Below are 19,842 nucleotides of genomic sequence, written 5' to 3' on the forward strand. Positions count from 1 at the left end.
CCTCACCCCACCGATTGGCGGGGTGAAGCGGGGTTCTGTCAGCGGCTCCGGCTCAGTGCTGCGGCAGGGCGCGAGCCTGCTCGACGGCATTGCCGATGTAGTTGCCGGGGGTCAGCTGCTTGAGCTCTGCCTTGACCTCGTCGGGCAGTTCCAGGCCATCGATGAAGGCGGCGAAACCGGCCTGGTCGATGCGCTTGCCGCGGGTCAGCTCCTTCAACTTTTCGTAGGGCTTCTCGATGCCGTAGCGACGCATCACCGTCTGGATTGGCTCGGCCAGTACTTCCCAGCTGGCGTCCAGGTCCTCGGCCAGACGCTGGGGGTTGGCCTCGAGCTTGCCGATACCCTTCAGCGAGGCCTGGTAGGCGATCAGGCCGTAGGCCAGGCCGACGCCCAGGTTGCGCAGCACGGTGGAGTCGGTCAGGTCACGCTGCCAGCGGGAGATCGGCAGCTTCTGGGCCAGGTGGGCGAGGATGGCATTGGCCAGGCCCAGATTACCCTCGGAGTTCTCGAAGTCGATCGGGTTGACCTTGTGCGGCATGGTCGAGGAGCCGATCTCGCCGGCCACGGTGCGCTGCTTGAAGTATCCCAGCGAGATGTAGCCCCAGACGTCACGATCGAAGTCGATCAGGATGGTGTTGAAGCGACACACAGCATCGAACAGCTCTGCGATATAGTCGTGGGGTTCGATCTGGGTGGTATAGGGATTGAAGGTCAGGCCCAGGCCTTCGACGAAGGTGCGAGCGTTGGCCTCCCAGTCGATGTCCGGGTAGGTGGCCAGGTGGGCGTTGTAGTTGCCCACGGCGCCGTTGATCTTGCCCAGTACCTCGGCGCTTTCGATCTGCTTGAGCTGGCGGCGCAGACGGTAGGCCACGTTGGCCATTTCCTTGCCCAGGGTGGTGGGGCTGGCGGTCTGGCCATGGGTGCGCGACAGCATTGGCACGGCAGCGTGTTCTTCGGCCAGACGGGCGATCTCGTCGGCCACCTGGCGCATGGTCGGCAGCAGGCTGTCGAGGCCATCGCGCAGCATCACGCCGTAGGACAGGTTGTTGATGTCCTCGCTGGTGCAGGCGAAGTGCACGAACTCGGTGACGGCATGCAGCTCTGCATTCTCGGCAATGGCTTCCTTGATCCAGTACTCGACCGCCTTGACGTCGTGGTTGGTGGTGCGCTCGATGTCCTTGATGCGCGCCGCGTCGGCTTCGCTGAAGTTCTTGACCAGGCCATCCAGGAAGGCTGTGGCGGTGGCCGACAGCTCCGGCACCTCGGTGATCTGCGGGTGCGCGGCCAGGCGCTCCAGCCAGCGGATCTCGACGATGACGCGGGCGCGGATCAGCCCAAATTCGCTGAAGTGTTCGCGCAGTGATTCGGCCTTGCTGCCGTAGCGACCGTCGACGGGAGAGAGGGCGGTGAGAGCGGAGAGTTGCATGGCGGTTTTCCGGTACGGGTAGGAAAGGAAGATCGAGCGATCAGAGGGTGTCCAGGGCGCGCTTGAGGCTGCCCCGCTGGAAGATCAGCTTCCAGCGACGTCCGCCCTGCTGGTGCCACAGCAGGCCGAAGCGAATGCCGGAGAGCAGGCAGGCGCGGACCCGCTCCGGCATCATCCGGCTTTGCAGCAGCGAAGGGTCGCCCTGGACCACGATTCGGTTCTTGAAGGTGGAAAGCGTCTGCTGGTAGGCCTCGCCGAGGCTCGCCACGACGTTCTCGTGGGTCGGTCCGAAGTGTTCGGCCTGGCCCTGGATGCGGGTCAGGTGGGTGCCGAGCGCGTCCATCATGTCGGGCTGGGTGCGCAGCTTGTTCATCAGCAGCATCAGGCTGAAGCCGTAGCGCATCACCACCGGGTTGGCCTGGCGTCGGCCGAGCACTGCCTCCAGGGTCTCGAGCCCCAGGCGCAGATTGTTGGGATGCCCGCCATAGATGGATTCGAAGGTTGGCGGGTTGGTTTCCAGGGTGGCGGTGATCTGGGTGTCCCAGGCGCGGCTGTCGACCTGGCCGGTGCGCGCCAGCTCGTCGACCAGATGGGCGGCCTGAAATACGCCGGCCAGGGCGATCGCCTGGCGAGCCGCCGGGGACTCGGGGGCGCGGTGGATAGGTACCGAATCGGTCATGCCGCTCGCTCCTCGGCGTTCCAGGTGGACCGGATGACGCCGCCGCCGAGGCAGACGTCACCGTCGTAGATGACCAGCGATTGGCCCGGTGTCACGGCCCGCTGTGGGTCGTCGAAGTGTACCGCGACGCCGCCATCGGCCCGGGTCGTCAGCGTGCATGGCACGTCGTCCTGACGATAGCGGGTCTTGGCGCTGAAGCGCCCCTCGGCGCAAGGCGGCTCACCGGCGACCCAATCCATCGCCTCGGTGGCCAGGCTGTCGGTGTACAACAGAGGGTGATGCTTGCCTTGAACCGCGATCAGCACGTTGCGCTCGAGGTCCTTGCCGGCCACGTACCAGGGGTCTTCCGAATAGTTGGCGAGACCGCCGATGCCGAGGCCCTGGCGCTGGCCCAGGGTGTAGTACATCAGGCCCATGTGATCGCCGATGACGTCGCCGTCCGGTGTCTCGATGGTCCCCGGCTGGGCCGGCAGGTACTGCTTGAGAAAGTCGCTGAAGCGGCGCTCGCCGATGAAGCAGATACCGGTGGAGTCCTTCTTCTTTGCGGTAACCAGATCGTGCTGTTCGGCGATGGCGCGAACCTCGGGCTTTTCGATCTCGCCCACCGGGAACAGGGTGCGCGCGATGGCGGCTTCCGGCACGGCGTGCAGGAAGTAGCTCTGGTCCTTGTTGCCGTCGAGTCCCTTGAGCAGTCGCGGGCGGCCGTCGCGCTCGCCGCGGCGAACATAGTGACCGGTGGCGATCATCTCGGCGCCGAGCATCTCGGCGTAGTCGAGGAACACCTTGAACTTGATTTCGCGGTTGCAAAGGATATCGGGATTCGGTGTGCGTCCGGCCTTGTACTCGGCGAGGAAGTGCTCGAACACGTTGTCCCAGTACTCGGCGGCAAAGTTGGCCGTGTGCAGGGGAATGCCGAGCTTCTTGCACACCGCTTCGGCGTCCGCCAGGTCTTCCATGGCGGTGCAGTATTCGGTGCCGTCGTCCTCATCCCAGTTCTTCATGAACAGCCCTTCCACCTGATAGCCCTGTTGGATCAGGCGGAGGGCGGAAACGGAGGAATCGACGCCGCCGGACATGCCGACGATGACTTTGCCGGTGGACGCTGACATAACGACTCTCGGAGTGGTGGGGCAAATGGGCGGTGATTATACACGAATTGCACCCGTCAACCGAAGCCTCAGCGTTCGTGCAGCACCTCCATCGGGAAGGTCTTGCCGGCCAGGGCGTCGCGGATGCGCTTGATCACCAGTGGGCTGCGCAGGCGGCCCTCGCGCTCCAGCGCCTCGACGTCCTCCAGGGTCAGCCAATGGATGGCCATGATATCCCGGTCCAGTTCGGTGCCCAGGTGGGCCAGCGCCATGCCGAAGAAGGCGTGGCTGTGGAAGGTCTTGCCGTCCGGGGCCTCGTACACGTACATGCCCAGGTAGTCGGTGATGCCGACCCGCCAGGCAGTCTCTTCGGCGACCTCGCGCAGGGCGCCGTCGCGGATGCGCTCACCGGGTTCCAGGTGGCCGGCGGGCTGGTTGAACAGGGTATGGGGGCCGCCACGGTCTTCTTCCACCAGCAGGAAACGACCGGCTCGTTCGACCACCGTGGCCACGGTCACGTAGGGGGTCCAGCGCATTATCGGCGTCTCCTTGTTGTAGGGGCTGAGCCCCGGGGGCGCTTTGGCGCGTGCAGCGTCTGGCGCTGCCATTGTCCCGGGGCCAGGCCGTCGAGCCGCCAGGGGCCGATGGCGACGCGTACCAGCCTCAGCGTCGGGTGGCCCACATGGGCGGTCATCCTGCGCACCTGGCGATTACGCCCCTCGCTGATGGTCAGCTCCAGCCAGCAGGTAACGGGATGGCGCTTCGGGTCCAGCGGCGGCGTGCGCTCGGGCAGCCCGCTGGTCGTCAGTCGCCGGACCTTGGCCGGCCGGGTGGGTCCATCCTTGAGAGTGACCCCTTCGGCGAGCGCCTTCAAGGCCCGATCGTCCGGCTGTCCCTCGACGAGCACTCGATACGTCTTCGGCTGCTTGTGGCGCGGGTGGCTGATACGATGAATCAACTCGCCATCATCACTGAGCAACAACAGGCCTTCGGAATCGTAGTCGAGGCGGCCGGCCGGATAGATGTCCGGCACGTCGATCAGCGAGGCCAGGGTATTGCGTCCCTGGTCATCGGTGAACTGGGACAGCACCCGATAGGGCTTGTGCAGCAGATAAAGTTGACTCATGGGCGGGCTCGATGATCTGGCTCGGAAGGCGTGGCGGCGGGCCGTTTAGGCCTTTTCCAAAGATTGTCGACAAAGCCTACTCCGGGCGCGGGGGGTAATGCTATACTCCGCGCTCCACTGAATAGACCTGACAGGGGAGTTCTCAATGGGTTTCCAGAAAATTGTCGTCCCTGAGGGCGGCGAAAAGATCACCGCCAACGCCGACAACAGCCTGAACGTACCGAATAATCCGATCATTCCCTTCATCGAGGGTGACGGTATCGGTGTCGACGTGACCCCGGCGATGAAGATCGCCATCGACGCCGCTGTGCAGAAGGCTTACAACGGCGAGCGCAAGATCCACTGGATGGAAGTCTACGCCGGCGAGAAGGCCACCCACGTCTATGACGCGGACACCTGGCTGCCGGAAGAGACCCTGGAAGCGGTCAAGGACTACATCGTTTCCATCAAGGGCCCGCTGACCACGCCGGTCGGTGGCGGCATCCGTTCACTGAACGTGGCGCTGCGCCAGAAGCTGGACCTGTACGTCTGTCAGCGCCCGGTGCGCTGGTTCGAAGGCGTGCCGAGCCCGGTCAAGAAGCCTGCCGACGTCGACATGGTCATCTTCCGCGAGAACTCCGAAGATATCTACGCCGGCATCGAATGGAAGGCCGGTACCGCGGAAGCCGACAAGGTCATCAAGTTCCTGCGTGAAGAGATGGGTGTCACCAACATCCGCTTCCCCGAGAACTGTGGCATCGGCGTCAAGCCGGTCTCCATCGAAGGCACCAAGCGTCTGGTCCGTCAGGCCCTGCAGTACACCATCGACAACGACCGCGAGTCGCTGACCCTGGTGCACAAGGGCAACATCATGAAGTTCACCGAAGGCTCCTTCAAGGATTGGGGCTACGAGCTGGCCAAGGAAGAGTTCGGCGCCGAACTCCTCGATGGCGGCCCCTGGATGACCTTCAAGAACCCGAAGACCGGCAAGGACATCGTGGTCAAGGACGTCATCGCCGACGCCATGCTGCAGCAGATCCTGCTGCGTCCGGCCGAATACGACGTCATCGCCACCCTGAACCTGAACGGTGACTACCTGTCCGACGCACTGGCGGCGGAAGTGGGCGGCATCGGCATCGCGCCGGGCGCCAACATCTCCGACACCACCGCCATGTTCGAGGCGACCCACGGCACCGCGCCGAAGTACGCCGGCCAGGACAAGGTCAACCCGGGCTCGCTGATCCTCTCCGCCGAGATGATGCTGCGCCACATGGGTTGGGTCGAGGCCGCCGATCTGGTGCTCAAGGGCGTGGAGAAGGCCATCAGCAAGGGCGAGGTCACCTACGACTTCCATCGCCTGATGGAAAACGCCACGCTGTTCAAGTGCTCCGAGTTCGGTCAGGCCGTCGCCGACAACATGTAAGCGACGTACCGATCGTCCGATGACAGCGTCTGGTGCCGGTGATCGCTATCGCCCATACCGGCTGTTTATCGCGGCGCTCTGAAAAGGCCCTCGCCCGCTCGGGCGGGGGCTTTTTGCTTTGTACGTTTTTTGCGTGAAAGCGTCCGTCGGATTTCCGATAATGGGAGACGGAACGGAACCCTGCCGCGCCGCCGACGTCCAATGCTCGACGCGGGTGGGCGCAGGCACCCGATTGACAGTGTGAGGCCTATGTTCAACGCAAGAGAGGAGGATCCTGTCTGGATCCGCGCCCCCTTCGCCGGGATGACCCGTCCGACCAGTGAGCCGGGCGAGCAGGATGACGGTGACCTGGCGACCCAGGAGGCTGACCCCGAGGTGGCCAGACCACCCATGTATAAGGTTGTCTTGCATAACGACGACTTCACCCCCATGGAGTTTGTGGTGGAGGTGCTGCAGACCTTCTTCCATCTGGACAGCGAGACCGCCGTGCAGATCATGCTGACGGTCCACAGCCACGGAAAGGCAACCTGCGGTGTCTTTACCCATGACATCGCCGAGACCAAGAGCCATCAGGTCAACGAGTATGCGAGAGAGTGCCAGCATCCGCTGTTGAGCGATATCGAGGCAGCGGACTGAGACGGGGCGATATCGGATCGCCCTGACAGTGCTGCCGCTGGCGGCGACGAGTGGTCACAGATCCGCACAAGCCGGCCCCGCGTTAACGAGAGACGGCTGCTGCGTTGACGAAGAACTTGCAACGGCGCCATTTGTACCCGATGTTGATGGTGCCGGACCACAAAAGATCCGATGCAAGCCCTATGCGGCGAGAAGGGGACTGCCATGCTGAGCAAAGAACTTGAACTGACCCTGAACACGGCCTTCACCGTGGCGCGTTCCAAGCGCCATGAGTTCATGACCGTGGAGCACTTGTTGCTGGCGCTTCTGGATAATGCTTCAGCATCAGATGTGCTGCGTGCCTGTGGGGCCAATCTCGACAAGCTGCGGTCCGACCTGCAGGATTTCATCAATTCCACCACCCCGCTGATTCCGGAAGACCAGACCGAGCGCGAGACCCAGCCGACGCTGGGCTTCCAGCGAGTGCTTCAGCGGGCCGTGTTCCACGTGCAGTCTTCTGGCAAGAGCGAAGTGACCGGTGCCAACGTACTGGTTGCGATCTTCTCCGAGCAGGAGAGCCAGGCGGTCTACTTCCTCAAGCAGCAGAACGTGGCACGGGTCGATGCGGTCAACTACATCGCCCACGGGATCTCCAAGGTCACCGGCCACGGCCAGAGCCCGTCTTCGGCGGCTCCCGAGGCCGAGGACGCCGAGGAAGCCGGCAGCGAGGCCGGCGGCAATCCGTTGACCGGTTTTGCCACCAACCTCAACGAGCAGGCCCGCATGGGCAAGATCGACCCCCTGATCGGGCGTGATCATGAGCTCGAGCGGGTGGTGCAGATTCTGGCACGGCGGCGCAAGAACAACCCCTTGCTGGTCGGTGAGGCCGGCGTCGGCAAGACCGCCATCGCCGAGGGCCTGGCCAAGCGCATCGTCGAGGAAGACGTGCCCGATGTGATCGGCGACGCCGTGGTGTACTCGCTGGACATGGGCGCGCTGCTGGCGGGTACCAAGTATCGTGGTGACTTCGAGAAGCGCTTGAAGAGCCTGCTGGCGGAACTGCGCAAGCTGCCCAACGCCATCCTGTTCATCGATGAGATCCATACGGTGATCGGCGCCGGTGCGGCGTCCGGTGGAGTGATGGACGCATCGAACCTGCTCAAGCCGCTGCTGTCCTCCGGCGAGCTGCGCTGTATCGGCTCCACCACCTTCCAGGAATTCCGCGGTATCTTCGAGAAGGATCGTGCCCTGGCACGTCGTTTCCAGAAGGTCGATGTGATGGCACCCTCGGTCGAGGACTCCATCAAGATCCTCAAGGGGTTGCGTTCACGCTTCGAGGAGCACCACCAGCTCAAGTACACCGACGCCGCGCTGGACAGCGCCGCGCGGCTGGCGGATCGCTACATCAACGACCGCTTCCTGCCGGACAAGGCCATCGATGTCATCGATGAGGCCGGTGCCCACCAGCGCCTGCTTCCGCCGGAAATGCGCGTGGACACCATCGACGTCGATCAGGTCGAGGCGGTGGTCGCTTCCATCGCGCGGATTCCGCCGAAGAGCGTGTCCAGCTCCGATCGCAAGCTGCTCGAGAATCTGGACCGAGATCTCAAGATGCTGGTGTTCGGTCAGGATGAGGCCATCGACAGCCTGGCGGCGGCGATCAAGCTGTCCCGCGCCGGGCTCAAGTCGCCGGACAAGCCGGTCGGCAGCTTCCTGTTCGCCGGCCCCACCGGCGTCGGCAAGACCGAGGTGGCGCGTCAACTGGCCCATATCATGGGGGTCGAACTGCTGCGCTTCGACATGTCCGAGTACATGGAACGGCACACGGTATCGCGGCTGATCGGTGCACCTCCTGGCTATGTCGGCTATGACCAGGGTGGTCTGCTGACCGAGGCGGTCACCAAGCAGCCCCACTGCGTGCTGCTGCTCGACGAGATCGAGAAGGCGCACCCCGAGGTCTTCAACCTGCTGCTGCAGGTCATGGACCACGGTCGTCTGACCGACAACAACGGGCGCGAGGCGGATTTCCGTCACGTCATTCTGATCATGACCTCCAACGCCGGGGTCGAGATCGCGACGCGTCGCTCGATCGGTTTCCAGACCCAGGACCACTCCACCGATGCCATGGAGGCGATTCGCAAGACCTTTACGCCGGAGTTCCGCAACCGCCTGGATGGCATCATCCAGTTCGCGTCGCTGGCCAAGCCAGTCGTACGCAATGTGGTCGACAAGTTCCTGGTGGAACTGCAGGCCCAGCTCGACGAGAAGCGGGTGCAGCTCGAGGTGGACGACGAGGCGCGCGATTGGCTGGCGACCATGGGTTACGACCCGGACATGGGCGCCCGCCCCATGGCGCGACTGATCCAGGAAAAGCTGAAGAAGCCCTTGGCCGAGATGATCCTGTTCGGCGATCTGGCCGAGCACGGTGGTCTGGTGCACGTCAGTCTGGAGGACGGAGAGCTTCACCTGTCCACCGACGTGGAGATGGCCGACGCGCCTTGAGTGTCGAGGCAGGCTACTGGGGTGTGGCCAAGCCCTTGAAGCCTGCCTGCTGAGACCATCAGCAAGTTGGTTGTTTCGACTGGTCAGGATGTGGAACTACGCGACGCCCCGTCAACGACGGGGCGTCGTCGTTTGTATCCAGCAGGGTCTGGACGGCAACAGCCGTGCGAGTCCCCGGCAGAGGGTCGTTGCCCGGCTTTTGGACGAGGCGGTGCCGCCCTGCTGCGTCAGGCAAAGCAGGGCTGGTGCTGCACCAGAGTCTTGCTGTCTTGCGAAAGGGGGCTGCGCTTGCCGGTGGGGTGGGGCGCTCCGCTAAGGCGCGTTACCGGCAAGTAGCGTCGGCGCTGAAGCGCTGACGCCGGCCGTTCTCAACGGGAACGGTAGACGATGCGACCCTTGGACAGGTCGTAGGGAGTCAGCTCGACCTTGACCTTGTCACCGGTCAGGATGCGGATGTAGTTCTTGCGCATCTTGCCCGAGATGTGGGCGGTCACCACGTGGCCGTTTTCCAGTTCGACCCGGAACATGGTGTTGGGAAGGGTGTCGACGACCACGCCTTCCATTTCGATATGGTCTTCGCGTGCCATATAGGCGAATCCTCGCTGGTGAAATCGAAAAGATGCCTGACCTTGAGGCGTCACTGCCGTTACTGTGGTCAGGATAGCGCGATATTCTGCCGGATGCAGAAGCAGATGGCAAAGGCAGATGGCTGATCGGCCCTCAAGGTGCGCGATATTCTGCTGTTTTCCAGTATCCCCGGAGTCAGAGGGCAAAGGCAGATGGCCATTGAGAGCAGGTTAGACCCTCAAAGTGCGCGATATTCTGCTGCTTTCCAGTATCCCCGGAGTCAGATGGCAAAGGCAGATGGCTGATCGGCCCTCAAAGTGCGCGATATTCTGCCGCTTTCCAGTATCCCCGGAGCCAGATGGCAAAGGCGGATGGCCATTGAGAGCAGGCTAGACCCTCAAAGTGCGCGATATTCTGCCGCTTTCCAGTATCCCCGGACTCAGATGGCAAAGGCAGATGGCAGGTTAGCTCTCAAGGATAAGCAAGGTGCGCGATATTCTGCCGCTCTCTAGAGAGCAGAGAACGTGCTTGAGCTATCGGGTTGGGCGGTTACTCGCTGTCGATCGGTACCAGTCGTCGCCAGAGCCGGCCATCCAGGCGCTCGAGGGGCGAGAAGCTGCTCTTGTAGCTCATCTTGCGGCACTCCTCGATCCAGTAGCCCAGGTAGACATGGGGAAGTCCCTTCAGGGATGCCATCTGGATCAGCGCCAGCACCGCCTGGGTGCCAAGAGAACGGCGCTCGAGGCTGTGGTCCGGGTCGAAGAAGGTGTAGATGGCGGACAAGCCGTGGCGCAGCTCGTCGAAGGCCGATACCGCTACCAGCTTTCCGTCCAGGCGCATCTCCAGCAGTCTCGCGTAGGGCTGATCGAGGCTCAGGAAGGTACGGTACTGCTCGTGACTCGGTGGGAACATGTCGCCGTCATGGTGGCGCGTGCAGATATAGCGGGCGTAGAGGTCGTAGTGGCGGGAGTCGAACTGCGCCGGCACCACCTCGATGGTCAGGTCGGCATTGCGCCGCATCAGGCGTCGCTGGGTGCGATTGGGGCTAAAGTCCGCTACCGGGATTCGCACGGAGATGCAGGCGTGGCAGCCTTCACAGTGAGGGCGGTAAAGATGCAGACCGCTGCGACGGAAGCCAAGTAGCGTAAGCGCGTCATATACGCCCTGTCCCGGGGATTCCTTGGGATCCAGGAACAGGGTGGTCGCTTCCTTGCCCGGCAGATAGCTGCAGGCGTGCGGCACAGTAAGAAAGAACCGCAGGTCGCGTACGGGTTGACGCGGTGTATTGCTGCTCAAGGCTGCCGTCTCCCTGTCGGATGGCGTCGAGTGATGGATCAGGCGTTGGTATGGGTCGTGTCAATGGTGGTCGTCATACATGGCCTTCTGATACCAGGTCATTCACCGATGCCGGTGAATGACCATGCCGGCGTCGTCAGGCTGTCTCGGTCCAGATCATCCAGCCACCTCTCAAGATAGCCGATGAAGGCTGATCGAGCGATACCTCGAGCGCCGAGGCTGGCCAGGTGGGGCGTGTGCATCTGGCAGTCGATCAGACGCCCGCCGCCGGCCGCCATGGCGCGGGCCAGATGCACCAGGGCGATCTTGGAGGCATCGGCCTCGCGGCTGAACATCGATTCGCCGAAAAACACCGGTCCCAGGGCGACACCATAGAGCCCGCCGACCAGCCGGTCGTCACGCCAGATTTCCACCGAGTGAGCGACCCCCTCCCGGTGCAGGTCGCAGTAGGCATCACGCATTTCATCGGTGATCCAGGTGCCTGACGCATGACCATCGTTGCGCGGTGCAGCACAGGCATCGATAACGGCGTCGAACGCCTGGTCGGCGGTGGCGCGAAAGCCCCCGTTGCGTAGCCGCTTGGCGAGGCTTCGGCGCACGCGTAGCTCTTCGGGGTGCAACACCATGCGCGGATCGGGGCTCCACCAGAGAATCGGCTGGTCGTCGCTGTACCAGGGGAAGATCCCGCGGCGGTAGGCCTCTATCAGCCATTCGGGAGATAGCCCGCCGCCAGCGGCCAGCAGGCCGTCCGGGTCGTCGAGGGCAATATCGACCGAAGGAAAGGTCACAGGATGTTCGTTGAGCCAGGGCAGCATGGGGCTCCCTTTGCAATACCGGGTGGAAGATGGGGCAGTGTGCCCCCAGCCCGCGCTTCGCTCAAGGTATGCTGGGCCTATTCGCTCACCGGCTGGCTCGGTATCATGACCTCCAGTCAGAAGGATGGAAGACGCCGTTATGGCGCAAGGGGAAGGCCGTTTGAGTGCCAACAAGAAGTCCATGTCGTCGCGCGCGACGGCGGCAGCCGCCAAGGAGACCGCCCGCAAGGTCGGGTTGCGTCTGCATGGCTCTGCCAGGGAAGGTGTGATCATCGTACTGCTGGCTGCCTGCGTATTCCTGCTGCTGGCACTGTTCAGCTTCGAGCCGGCGGACCCCGGCTGGTCGAGCAGTGGCCCCGAGACCGCGGTGGCCAACTGGATGGGCCCCATCGGGGCCTGGCTCGCCGACGTGCTGTATTCGTTGTTTGGCATCAGCGCCCTGTGGTGGCCAGGCATGCTGGCGTTTGCCGCCTGGTATCTGATCCGTTCCCGTCGAGTGGAGTTCGAGTGGGATGCGACCGCCCTGGCCGTGCGCTGCGGCGGGCTGATTCTGCTGCTGCTGGGGTGCACCACCCTGGGGGCGCTCTACTTCCATCAGCCCGACAGCGTGTTGCCATACTCCACCGGTGGCATCCTCGGGGTCGGGCTGGTCGGCGCCCTGCGGCCACTGGTGGGCGTCGGCGGAACAGGTCTGCTCGCCGTTGTCGCTATCCTGGGCGGAATGCCGCTGTTTACCGGGTTGTCCTGGCTCAATGTCATGGACGAGGCGGGCCATCGTTGTCTGTTGCTGGGACGCTGGCTCAAGTCCCGCTTCGCGTCGTCTAAAGACGAGGACGACGCAGGGCAGAGCGCCGACCAGCACAGTGCACCTGAGCCCAGGGCCAAGGCGTCATCGCCGATCGACAGCGAAGATGGCGAGGAAGGCGATACGACGCCCCGGCCCTCCTGGTGGCAGCGCCTGCGCGGCAAGGGGACTCCGACCGACCTGGATGAGGCCGCGGGGTCGTCCATGGGCGACGACGGCAACACCGATATTCCCTGGGACGTGGCGGAATCCACGCCGTCGGCCAAGCAGCCTGGCGCTGCCTATACCGAACGCTTTGCCGAGGCCGCGCCTCGCCGCCGCCATGAAGGTAGCGTTCAGGACGGCACCACAACGCCGCGGGACACCCGTCCCACCGAACCTGAGGGCGGGCGGCGAGAGCCGACCCTGGCCCCGGAGCCCACGGCTTCCAGAGAGCGGCGAGAGCCGACCCTGGGCGGCAGTTTTGCGGCAGAGGCACCTTCGGCGGCAAGGGCAGAAGAGCCGATGTCGCTGCGTGCAGAGAGGGATGCGCCGGTGCCTTCGCCTGAACGTGCAAGCGAGCCGAGCTCTTTAGAGGCCCCCGAAGCCGGGCCTACTGCTCAGGCGCGCTCTCCACAGGCGCGCTCTTCACAGGCGCCCGGGGCCGCGCCAGCCGCGCAGGGTTCTCAACAGGCGCCCGAAACCGCGCCTGGCTCTCCACAGGCGCGCTCTCCACAGGCGCGCTCTTCACAGGCGCCCGAAGCCGCGCCAGCCGCGCCTAGCTCTTCTCAGGCGCCCGAAGCCGCGCCAGCCGCGCAGGGCTCTCAACAGGCGCGCTCTCCACAGGCGCCCGGGGCCGCGCCCGCCGCGCCCGCCGCGCCTGGCTCGTCTCAGGAGTCCGAATCTGCGCCGTCCGCGCCGGCGACTGGCGCTCCACAGGAGTCGCGTCGGGAAGAGCCCGCTCGCGGGGAGGAGCCGTCGAGCCACCAGACGCAGCCTCGTCGAGAGGAGCGTCGTGCCGAGGAAATCCCCGAGCCGGTGCTGCCTGATGATGGTGGCGCCCTGGCTGGCGGCGCCATCGCTGCAGGGGCGGGTGCCGGTCTGTTGGCGGCCACCCATGAGGCGCCGCGTAGTGTCTCGAGCCAGGCCCCCAGTTCTTCTCCCCGTCCGTCTTATGCTGAGGACGCTGGTCAGGATGCTGGCCAGCGCGTGCAGCAGGAAGCGGACCGCAGCGACGCCGGCACGCCGGCCGAGCCTCCCCGCGCTGAGCCAGGTCACGACGCCGCGGGCGCGAATGTTGCCGGAGGCCACGACAGCGTGGGCGAAGGACGTGTGGCTACCGCCGAGCAAGCCCGTGAGGCCGCCGACAACGACGGCCCGACGCTGTGGACGGTAGAGCACCTGCAAAGCCAGCGTCCCGGTTTCGATGACCTGCCGGAACCCGACGGCGAGCTGCCAAGCCTCAGGCTATTGACCCCGCCGGAGCCGCATCAGCCCAACTACACCGAGCAGCAACTGGCCGACATGGCGGAGTTGCTCGAGATGCGCCTGCGCGAATACGGCGTCAAGGCCGAGGTCGTCGATACCTGGCCGGGCCCGGTCATCACCCGCTTCGAGATCAAGCCTGCGGCGGGGGTGAAGGTCTCCAAGATCAGCAACCTGGCCAAGGACCTGGCGCGTTCGCTGATGGTCAAGAGCGTACGCGTGGTGGAGGTGATACCCGGGCGTCCCACCGTGGGTATCGAGATCCCCAACCCCAATCGCGCGATGATCCGCCTGCGCGAGGTGATCGACTCGGACCGCTACCAGCACGAGGCCTCTGGTCTCACCATGGCGCTGGGTCAGGACATCGGCGGTGCCGCGGTGGTGGCCAACCTGGGCAAGATGCCCCACGTGCTGGTCGCCGGTACCACCGGCTCGGGCAAGTCGGTCGGGGTCAATGCCATGCTGATCTCGATGCTGCTCAAGGCGACCCCCGACGAGCTTCGGCTGATCATGGTCGACCCCAAGATGCTGGAGCTGTCGGTCTATGACGGTATCCCGCACCTGCTGGCGCCGGTGGTCACCGACATGAAGGAGGCCGCCAACGCCCTGCGCTGGTGCGTGGCCGAAATGGAGCGTCGCTACAAGCTGATGGCCGCCATGGGAGTGCGCAACATCGCCGGCTTCAACAGCAAGCTCGATGAGGCCGAGCGGGCCGGTGCCCAGGTTGCCGATCCGTTATGGGAGCCCCAGCCCTGGGAGATGCACCAGACCCCGCCGGTGCTGGAAAAGCTGCCCTACATCGTGGTGGTGATCGACGAATTTGCCGACATGTTCATGATCGTCGGCAAGAAGGTCGAGGAGCTGATCGCCCGACTGGCGCAGAAGGCCCGCGCCGCCGGTATCCATCTGGTGCTGGCGACCCAGCGTCCCTCGGTGGACGTGGTCACCGGCCTGATCAAGGCCAACATCCCCACCCGCATGGCCTTCCAGGTGTCGTCGCGGGTCGACTCCCGCACCATCCTCGATCAGGGCGGCGCCGAGAACCTGCTGGGCCATGGTGACATGCTCTACTTGCCGGCGGGCTCCGGTCAGCCGACCCGCGTGCACGGCGCCTTCGTCGATGACGATGAGGTGCACCGGGTGGTGGAAGACTGGAAACGGCGCGGCGAGCCCGAGTACATCGACGAGATCCTCTCCGGTGGTGTCTCCGCCGATGCCCTGACCGGGCTTGAGGCCGAAGGCACCGGCGATGACAGCGACGCCGAGCAGGACGCCCTCTATGACGAGGCCGTGGCCTTTGTCACCGAGACGCGCCGGGCCTCGATCTCGGCGGTCCAGCGGCGCTTCAAGATCGGCTACAACCGCGCCGCACGCCTGGTCGAGGCCATGGAGATGGCCGGGGTGGTATCGTCCATGGGCAGCAACGGCGGGCGAGAGGTGCTGGCACCGCCGCCCACCGCAGGCTAACCCGATCGGCGCGACACTGTCTCCATTTGGGGACAGTGTCGCGTCAGGATGTAATCACCATGCAAGAGGGTGTCACGACCGGGTTCAGCGGCAACTTGCCAGGCATACTGGACTCAAACGGACATCCTCCCGGCGCCGGAGCCGCTCCGGCGCGACAAGGATTTCGACGATTTCGACGGAGAGACGCTATGCCCGCACGCCTTACCTTGAGTTCCGGTCTTGCCACGCTGGCCCTGGCGCTGGCGATTCCCGCCACCGCGCTGGCCGACGGCGCTGAGCGCCTGACCCGCATGCTGGAGCCGTTGAACACCTATTCCGCCGACTTCGAGCAGCAGATCCTCGACGGCAGTGGCCAGCGCCTGCAGCAGACCGAAGGGCACATGTGGTTGTCGCGCCCCGGCAAGTTCCGCTGGGAGGTCAAGGCGCCTTACGAGCAGATCGTGGTGTCGGACGGCGACGAGGTCACCCTCTATGACCCCGATCTTGAGCAGGCCACCATTCAGCCGCTGGATGAGCGCATCACCCACACCCCGGCTCTGCTGCTGTCCGGTAGCGCAAACGAGCTCACCGACAGCTACGAGGTCAAGAGCTCGCAGCAAGGCACCGCCGAGACCTTCACCCTGGAGCCCAAGGCTTCGGACACCCTGTTCGAAAGCCTGCGCCTGACCTTCTACAGCGAGCAGCTGGCGGCGCTGGAGATGACCGACAGCACCGGTCAGCGTACCGCCATCGCCTTCGATAACGCCGAGCAGAACGGCAACATCGATGACCAGCGCTACCGCTTCGCGGTGCCTGAGGGTACCGACGTGATTCGCCAGACCCGCTGATCACACCTGCCGCCGCCGATCACGCTCGGCGGCGGCCTCCCTTCCGCACCTTTTCCACGGCCTCCCATTTTCTGTCCGTTCCCTCCTTACCGTGCGCTATCGAGCACGCCGCTTGTCCCCGATCAACCCTGAAGTCTACTGCGACCTTGGCCCAATAGTGTGAGCCGACTAGGGAAACTACTATCCCGGGTATCGTTTTCACGAGGTGCCCCATGTATCCCTACGCCGCTCCCCTGCGAGACCTGTCCTTCGTGCTGTCGGAAATGCTCGAGCACGAGTCCTTGAACCTGGCCCCCTTTGCCGAGGTTGGCCCCGAGCTGGTCGACGCTGTGCTCGAGGAGGCCGCCAAGCTCGCCTCTGATGTCTGGGCGCCGCTCAATGCCAGTGGTGATCGCCAGGGCTGCAGCCGGCTGGAAGACGGCAGCGTGACACTGCCCGACGGCTTCGCCGAGGCCTACCAGGCCTACGCCGAGGGCGGCTGGAACGGGATCGGTGTGTCCGAGGAGCGTGGCGGTCAGGGGCTGCCCGAGGTGGTGGCCAGCAGCGTGCAGGAGATGCTGCATGGCGCCAACATGGCGCTGGGCCTGTGTCCGATGCTGACCGCGGGTGCCATCGAGGCGCTGGCTCACCATGGCAGCGACGAACTCCAGCAGCGTTACCTGGCGCGTCTGGTAGAAGGCAGCTGGACCGGCACCATGAACCTGACCGAGCCTCAGGCCGGCTCGGACCTGTCTCGGGTGCGCACCCGCGCGGTGCCGGAAGGCGATCACTACCGGCTGTTCGGCCAGAAGATCTTCATCACCTGGGGCGAACACGAGGCCGCCGAGAACATCATCCACCTGGTGCTGGCGCGCACCCCCGACGCCCCCGAGGGCAACAAGGGCATCTCGCTGTTTCTGGTGCCCAAGTTCCTGGTCAATGAGGACGGCTCGCTTGGCGAGCGCAACGACGTGGTATGTGCCTCCATCGAACACAAGATGGGCATCCACGGCAGTCCCACCTGCACCCTCAGCTTCGGCGAGAAGGACGGCGCCGTCGGCTATCTGGTGGGGGAGGCCGGGCGCGGCCTCAACCACATGTTCACGATGATGAACGAGGCTCGCCACAAGGTCGGTATCCAGGGTATCGGTGTCGCCGAGCGTGCCTGCCAGCACGCCCTGGCCTACGCCAACGATCGCTCCCAGGGACGCACACCTGCGTCCCGCGGAGGCGAGCCCTGCACCATCGGCGAGCACCTGGACGTGCGCCGCATGCTGCTGTCGATGCGGGCGCGCACCGACGCCCTGAGGGCGCTGGCGCTGCTGTGCGCTCAGCAACTCGACGTGGCCCGTCACCATGAGGACGAACCGCGCCGTCGCGAGGCCCAGGCGCGGGCCGAGGTGCTGATCCCGGTGGTCAAGGGCTTCTCCACCGACCAGGCGGTGGACATCGCCTCGTTGGGTGTTCAGGTCCACGGCGGCATGGGCTTCATCGAGGAGACCGGCGCCGCGCAACTGTTGCGGGACGTGCGTATCGCACCGATCTACGAGGGCACCAACGGCATCCAGGCGCTCGATCTGGCGGGGCGCAAGCTCCAGCGCGATGGCGGCGCGGCCTTGTCACTGCTGATCGACGAAGTGCAGGCCACCGCCGAAGCGCTGTCAGCCCATTCTTCTCTTGCTCCGCTGGGGGCAGAGCTTGCCGTCGGTGCCGAGGATCTGCGTGCCTGTGCGGCCCTGGTGCTGGAGGCGGGGGCAGACGCCGAACGCGGCGCCGACGCCATCCAGGCCTACGCCACACCGCTTCTGTCGCTGACCGGCCACGTACTGTGCGCCTGGCAGATGGGTCGCGCGGCGATCATCGCCCGGGCCGCGCTGGACGCCGGTAACGACGACGACTTCTACCGGCGCAAGCTGGCCTGTGCCGACTTCGCCGTGCGCCAGTGGCTCCCCGAGGGGCGCGCCCAGCGTCGCGTCATCGAGGCTGGCTTCGACGAACTGCTTTCCGTATCGCTTGGCTGAACCGATTGGCCGTCGGTGTCCACCGGCGGCTATCTTCTGTTCAGGATCGGCCATCGTCATTTCCCTCGTAGCGAGGCGCAGGCCGCCAGTGGCTACGCATGCGACCTTTAATCAGGAGTGTCTAATGAGCAACATCTACGACCAGGGCATGCCGCGCAACGCGGCCAACCACGTGGCGATCTCGCCGTTGACCTTCATCGAACGAGCGGCCAGCGTCTATCCGGACCTGCCGGCGGTGGTCCACGGCCAGACGCGCCGCGACTGGGCCACCACCTGGCAGCGCTGCCGGCGACTGGCCTCGGCGCTGGAGCGTCGTGGGCTCGGCAAGGGGGATACGGTGTCGGTGATGCTGCCCAATGTGCCGGCGATGTTCGAGGCTCACTTTGGCGTGCCCCTGGCCGGTTGCGTACTCAACACTCTGAATATCCGTCTCGATGCCTCGGCGATTGCCTACATGCTGGAACACGCCGAGACCCGGGCGATCCTGGTGGACCCGGAGTTTGTCGAGGTGGTACGTGAGGCGATCAAGGGCCTCGATAAACCGCCACTGATCATCGACGTGCTGGATCCCGAGTTCGAGGGCCAGGCCGAGCGCCTGGGCGAGATCGAGTACGAGGACCTGCTGGCCGAAGGTGACGCCGACTACCCCTATCGCCTGCCCGAAGACGAGTGGGACGCCATCTCGCTGAACTACACCTCCGGTACCACCGGCAAGCCCAAGGGCGTGGTCTATCACCATCGCGGCGCCTACCTCAACGCCGTGAGCAACATCCTCGAGTGGGCGATGCCGCATCACCCGGTGTACCTGTGGACGCTGCCGATGTTCCACTGCAACGGCTGGTGTTTCCCCTGGACCATCGCCGCCAACGCCGGGGTCAACGTCTGCCTGCGCAAGGTCGACCCGAAGAAGATCATGGAACTGATCGCCGACGAGAAGGTGACCCACTTCAGCGGCGCGCCGATCGTGCTCAACGGACTGGTCAATCTGGACGAGTCCCAGCGTCGTGCCATCGACCACCCGGTCAAGGCCACCACCGCCGGGGCGGCGCCTCCTGCTGCGGTGATCGCCGGGGTGGAGTCGCTCGGCATCGATGTGACCCACGTCTATGGTCTGACCGAGGTCTATGGTCCGGTGACGGTGTGCGCCTGGCGCGAGGCCTGGGACGAGCTGCCGCTGGAGGAGCGTGCCCGCATCAAGGCCCGTCAGGGCGTGCGTGGGCACATGCTGGAGGCGCTTTGCGTGGCCGACCCGGTGACCCTGGAGCCATTGCCCAAGGACGGCGAGAGCATCGGCGAGATCATGATGCGTGGCAACAATGTGATGAAGGGCTACCTGAAGAACGAGGCCGCCACCCGGGAAGCGCTGGATGGTGGCTGGTACCACACCGGCGACCTGGCAGTGTGGCACGCCGATGGCTACATCGAGATCAAGGATCGCTCCAAGGACATCATCATCTCCGGCGGCGAGAACATCTCCACCATCGAACTCGAGGATGCGCTCTACGCCCACCCGGCGGTGGAGGAGGCCGCGGTGGTGGCCCAGCCTGACGAGAAGTGGGGCGAAAGCCCCTGCGCCTTCGTCAAGCTCAAGGCCACCAGCGGTGAGGTGACCGAAGAGGACATCATCGAGCACTGTCGGGGCAAGCTTGCGCGCTTCAAGGTGCCCAAGCGCGTCGTCTTCACCGAACTGCCGAAGACCTCGACCGGCAAGATCCAGAAGTTCGTGCTGCGTCAGCAGGCCAAGGAGAGCTGATCGCCGCCTG

Annotated in this window: 15 protein-coding genes; 7 read left to right on the top strand and 8 right to left on the bottom strand. The window is 64.8% G+C overall.

The annotated features are described in order from the left end of the window. Positions 1-52: 52 nt before the first annotated feature. From purB to NFH97_RS15485, 5 genes are all read right to left on the bottom strand, one after another. Entirely contained in the window at positions 53-1,426 is a 1,374-nt protein-coding gene (purB, locus tag NFH97_RS15465) for an adenylosuccinate lyase (protein WP_108133260.1), read from the bottom strand. 40 nt (positions 1,427-1,466) lie between these two features. Beyond that, positions 1,467-2,105, bottom strand: a complete 639-nt coding sequence (gene hflD, locus NFH97_RS15470; protein ID WP_045992914.1) for a high frequency lysogenization protein HflD — start codon at positions 2,103-2,105, stop codon at positions 1,467-1,469. Continuing rightward, on the bottom strand, positions 2,102-3,214 hold the full coding sequence (mnmA, locus tag NFH97_RS15475) for a tRNA 2-thiouridine(34) synthase MnmA (protein ID WP_108133261.1): 1,113 nt from the start codon (positions 3,212-3,214) through the stop codon (positions 2,102-2,104). The genes hflD and mnmA overlap by 4 nt, the downstream gene beginning before the upstream one ends. Before the next feature lie 68 nt (positions 3,215-3,282). After that, positions 3,283-3,732: an NUDIX domain-containing protein gene (locus NFH97_RS15480; protein WP_045992993.1), complete on the bottom strand. Its 450-nt coding sequence runs from the start codon at positions 3,730-3,732 to the stop codon at positions 3,283-3,285. After that, a complete protein-coding gene (locus NFH97_RS15485) occupies positions 3,729-4,319 on the bottom strand; it encodes a pseudouridine synthase (RefSeq protein ID WP_108133262.1) in 591 nt (196 codons plus the stop codon). Before NFH97_RS15485 ends, NFH97_RS15480 begins: the two co-directional genes overlap by 4 nt. Positions 4,320-4,464: 145 nt before the next feature. On the opposite strand from NFH97_RS15485, the gene icd reads away from it, so the two are divergent. The 3 genes from icd (at position 4,465) to clpA (ending at position 8,838) form a co-directional block, all read left to right on the top strand. Then, positions 4,465-5,721, top strand: a complete 1,257-nt coding sequence (gene icd / locus NFH97_RS15490) for an NADP-dependent isocitrate dehydrogenase (protein ID WP_045992911.1) — start codon at positions 4,465-4,467, stop codon at positions 5,719-5,721. 249 nt (positions 5,722-5,970) lie between these two features. After that, positions 5,971-6,357, top strand: a complete 387-nt coding sequence (clpS, locus tag NFH97_RS15495; RefSeq protein WP_502878697.1) for an ATP-dependent Clp protease adapter ClpS — start codon at positions 5,971-5,973, stop codon at positions 6,355-6,357. Positions 6,358-6,561: 204 nt separating this feature from the next. Beyond that, complete coding sequence (gene clpA / locus NFH97_RS15500; RefSeq protein ID WP_045992909.1) at positions 6,562-8,838, top strand: ATP-dependent Clp protease ATP-binding subunit ClpA; 2,277 nt, start codon at positions 6,562-6,564, stop codon at positions 8,836-8,838. A 368-nt stretch (positions 8,839-9,206) separates the two neighbouring features. Here the strand turns inward: clpA and infA are convergent, their stop codons facing one another. From infA to aat, 3 genes are all read right to left on the bottom strand, one after another. Continuing rightward, the gene (infA, locus tag NFH97_RS15505; protein ID WP_013332816.1) at positions 9,207-9,425 is read right to left on the bottom strand and encodes a translation initiation factor IF-1; all 219 of its coding nucleotides are present in this window, start codon (positions 9,423-9,425) and stop codon (positions 9,207-9,209) included. 529 nt (positions 9,426-9,954) lie between these two features. Then, complete coding sequence (locus NFH97_RS15510; RefSeq protein WP_045992908.1) at positions 9,955-10,701, bottom strand: arginyltransferase; 747 nt, start codon at positions 10,699-10,701, stop codon at positions 9,955-9,957. Positions 10,702-10,799: 98 nt separating this feature from the next. Continuing rightward, positions 10,800-11,516, bottom strand: a complete 717-nt coding sequence (aat, locus tag NFH97_RS15515) for a leucyl/phenylalanyl-tRNA--protein transferase (RefSeq protein WP_045992907.1) — start codon at positions 11,514-11,516, stop codon at positions 10,800-10,802. A 160-nt stretch (positions 11,517-11,676) separates the two neighbouring features. On the opposite strand from aat, the gene NFH97_RS15520 reads away from it, so the two are divergent. From NFH97_RS15520 to NFH97_RS15535, 4 genes are all read left to right on the top strand, one after another. Next, complete coding sequence (locus tag NFH97_RS15520) at positions 11,677-15,252, top strand: DNA translocase FtsK (protein ID WP_502878698.1); 3,576 nt, start codon at positions 11,677-11,679, stop codon at positions 15,250-15,252. A gap of 188 nt (positions 15,253-15,440) precedes the next feature. Further along, positions 15,441-16,079 (top strand): outer membrane lipoprotein periplasmic chaperone LolA, encoded by a 639-nt coding sequence (gene lolA, locus NFH97_RS15525; RefSeq protein WP_349625086.1) that lies wholly within the window; start codon positions 15,441-15,443, stop codon positions 16,077-16,079. 212 nt (positions 16,080-16,291) lie between these two features. Next, on the top strand, positions 16,292-18,079 hold the full coding sequence (locus tag NFH97_RS15530) for an acyl-CoA dehydrogenase (protein WP_349625087.1): 1,788 nt from the start codon (positions 16,292-16,294) through the stop codon (positions 18,077-18,079). 124 nt (positions 18,080-18,203) lie between these two features. After that, a complete protein-coding gene (locus NFH97_RS15535) occupies positions 18,204-19,832 on the top strand; it encodes an acyl-CoA synthetase (RefSeq protein WP_045992904.1) in 1,629 nt (542 codons plus the stop codon). Positions 19,833-19,842 lie beyond the last annotated feature (10 nt).

This window comes from Halomonas sp. SCS19, from assembly GCF_040147015.1.
Taxonomy (GTDB): Bacteria; Pseudomonadota; Gammaproteobacteria; order Pseudomonadales; family Halomonadaceae; genus Halomonas; species Halomonas litopenaei.

Coding starts and splice junctions, on each gene's coding strand:
- icd (WP_045992911.1), top strand. CDS start 4,465: ATGGGTTTCCAGAAAATTGTCGTCCCTGAGGGCGGCGAAAAGATCACC.
- clpA (WP_045992909.1), top strand. CDS start 6,562: ATGCTGAGCAAAGAACTTGAACTGACCCTGAACACGGCCTTCACCGTG.
- hflD (WP_045992914.1), bottom strand. CDS start 2,105: ATGACCGATTCGGTACCTATCCACCGCGCCCCCGAGTCCCCGGCGGCT.
- lolA (WP_349625086.1), top strand. CDS start 15,441: ATGCCCGCACGCCTTACCTTGAGTTCCGGTCTTGCCACGCTGGCCCTG.
- NFH97_RS15535 (WP_045992904.1), top strand. CDS start 18,204: ATGAGCAACATCTACGACCAGGGCATGCCGCGCAACGCGGCCAACCAC.
- mnmA (WP_108133261.1), bottom strand. CDS start 3,214: ATGTCAGCGTCCACCGGCAAAGTCATCGTCGGCATGTCCGGCGGCGTC.
- clpS (WP_502878697.1), top strand. CDS start 5,971: ATGTTCAACGCAAGAGAGGAGGATCCTGTCTGGATCCGCGCCCCCTTC.
- NFH97_RS15485 (WP_108133262.1), bottom strand. CDS start 4,319: ATGAGTCAACTTTATCTGCTGCACAAGCCCTATCGGGTGCTGTCCCAG.
- NFH97_RS15530 (WP_349625087.1), top strand. CDS start 16,292: ATGTATCCCTACGCCGCTCCCCTGCGAGACCTGTCCTTCGTGCTGTCG.
- purB (WP_108133260.1), bottom strand. CDS start 1,426: ATGCAACTCTCCGCTCTCACCGCCCTCTCTCCCGTCGACGGTCGCTAC.
- infA (WP_013332816.1), bottom strand. CDS start 9,425: ATGGCACGCGAAGACCATATCGAAATGGAAGGCGTGGTCGTCGACACC.
- aat (WP_045992907.1), bottom strand. CDS start 11,516: ATGCTGCCCTGGCTCAACGAACATCCTGTGACCTTTCCTTCGGTCGAT.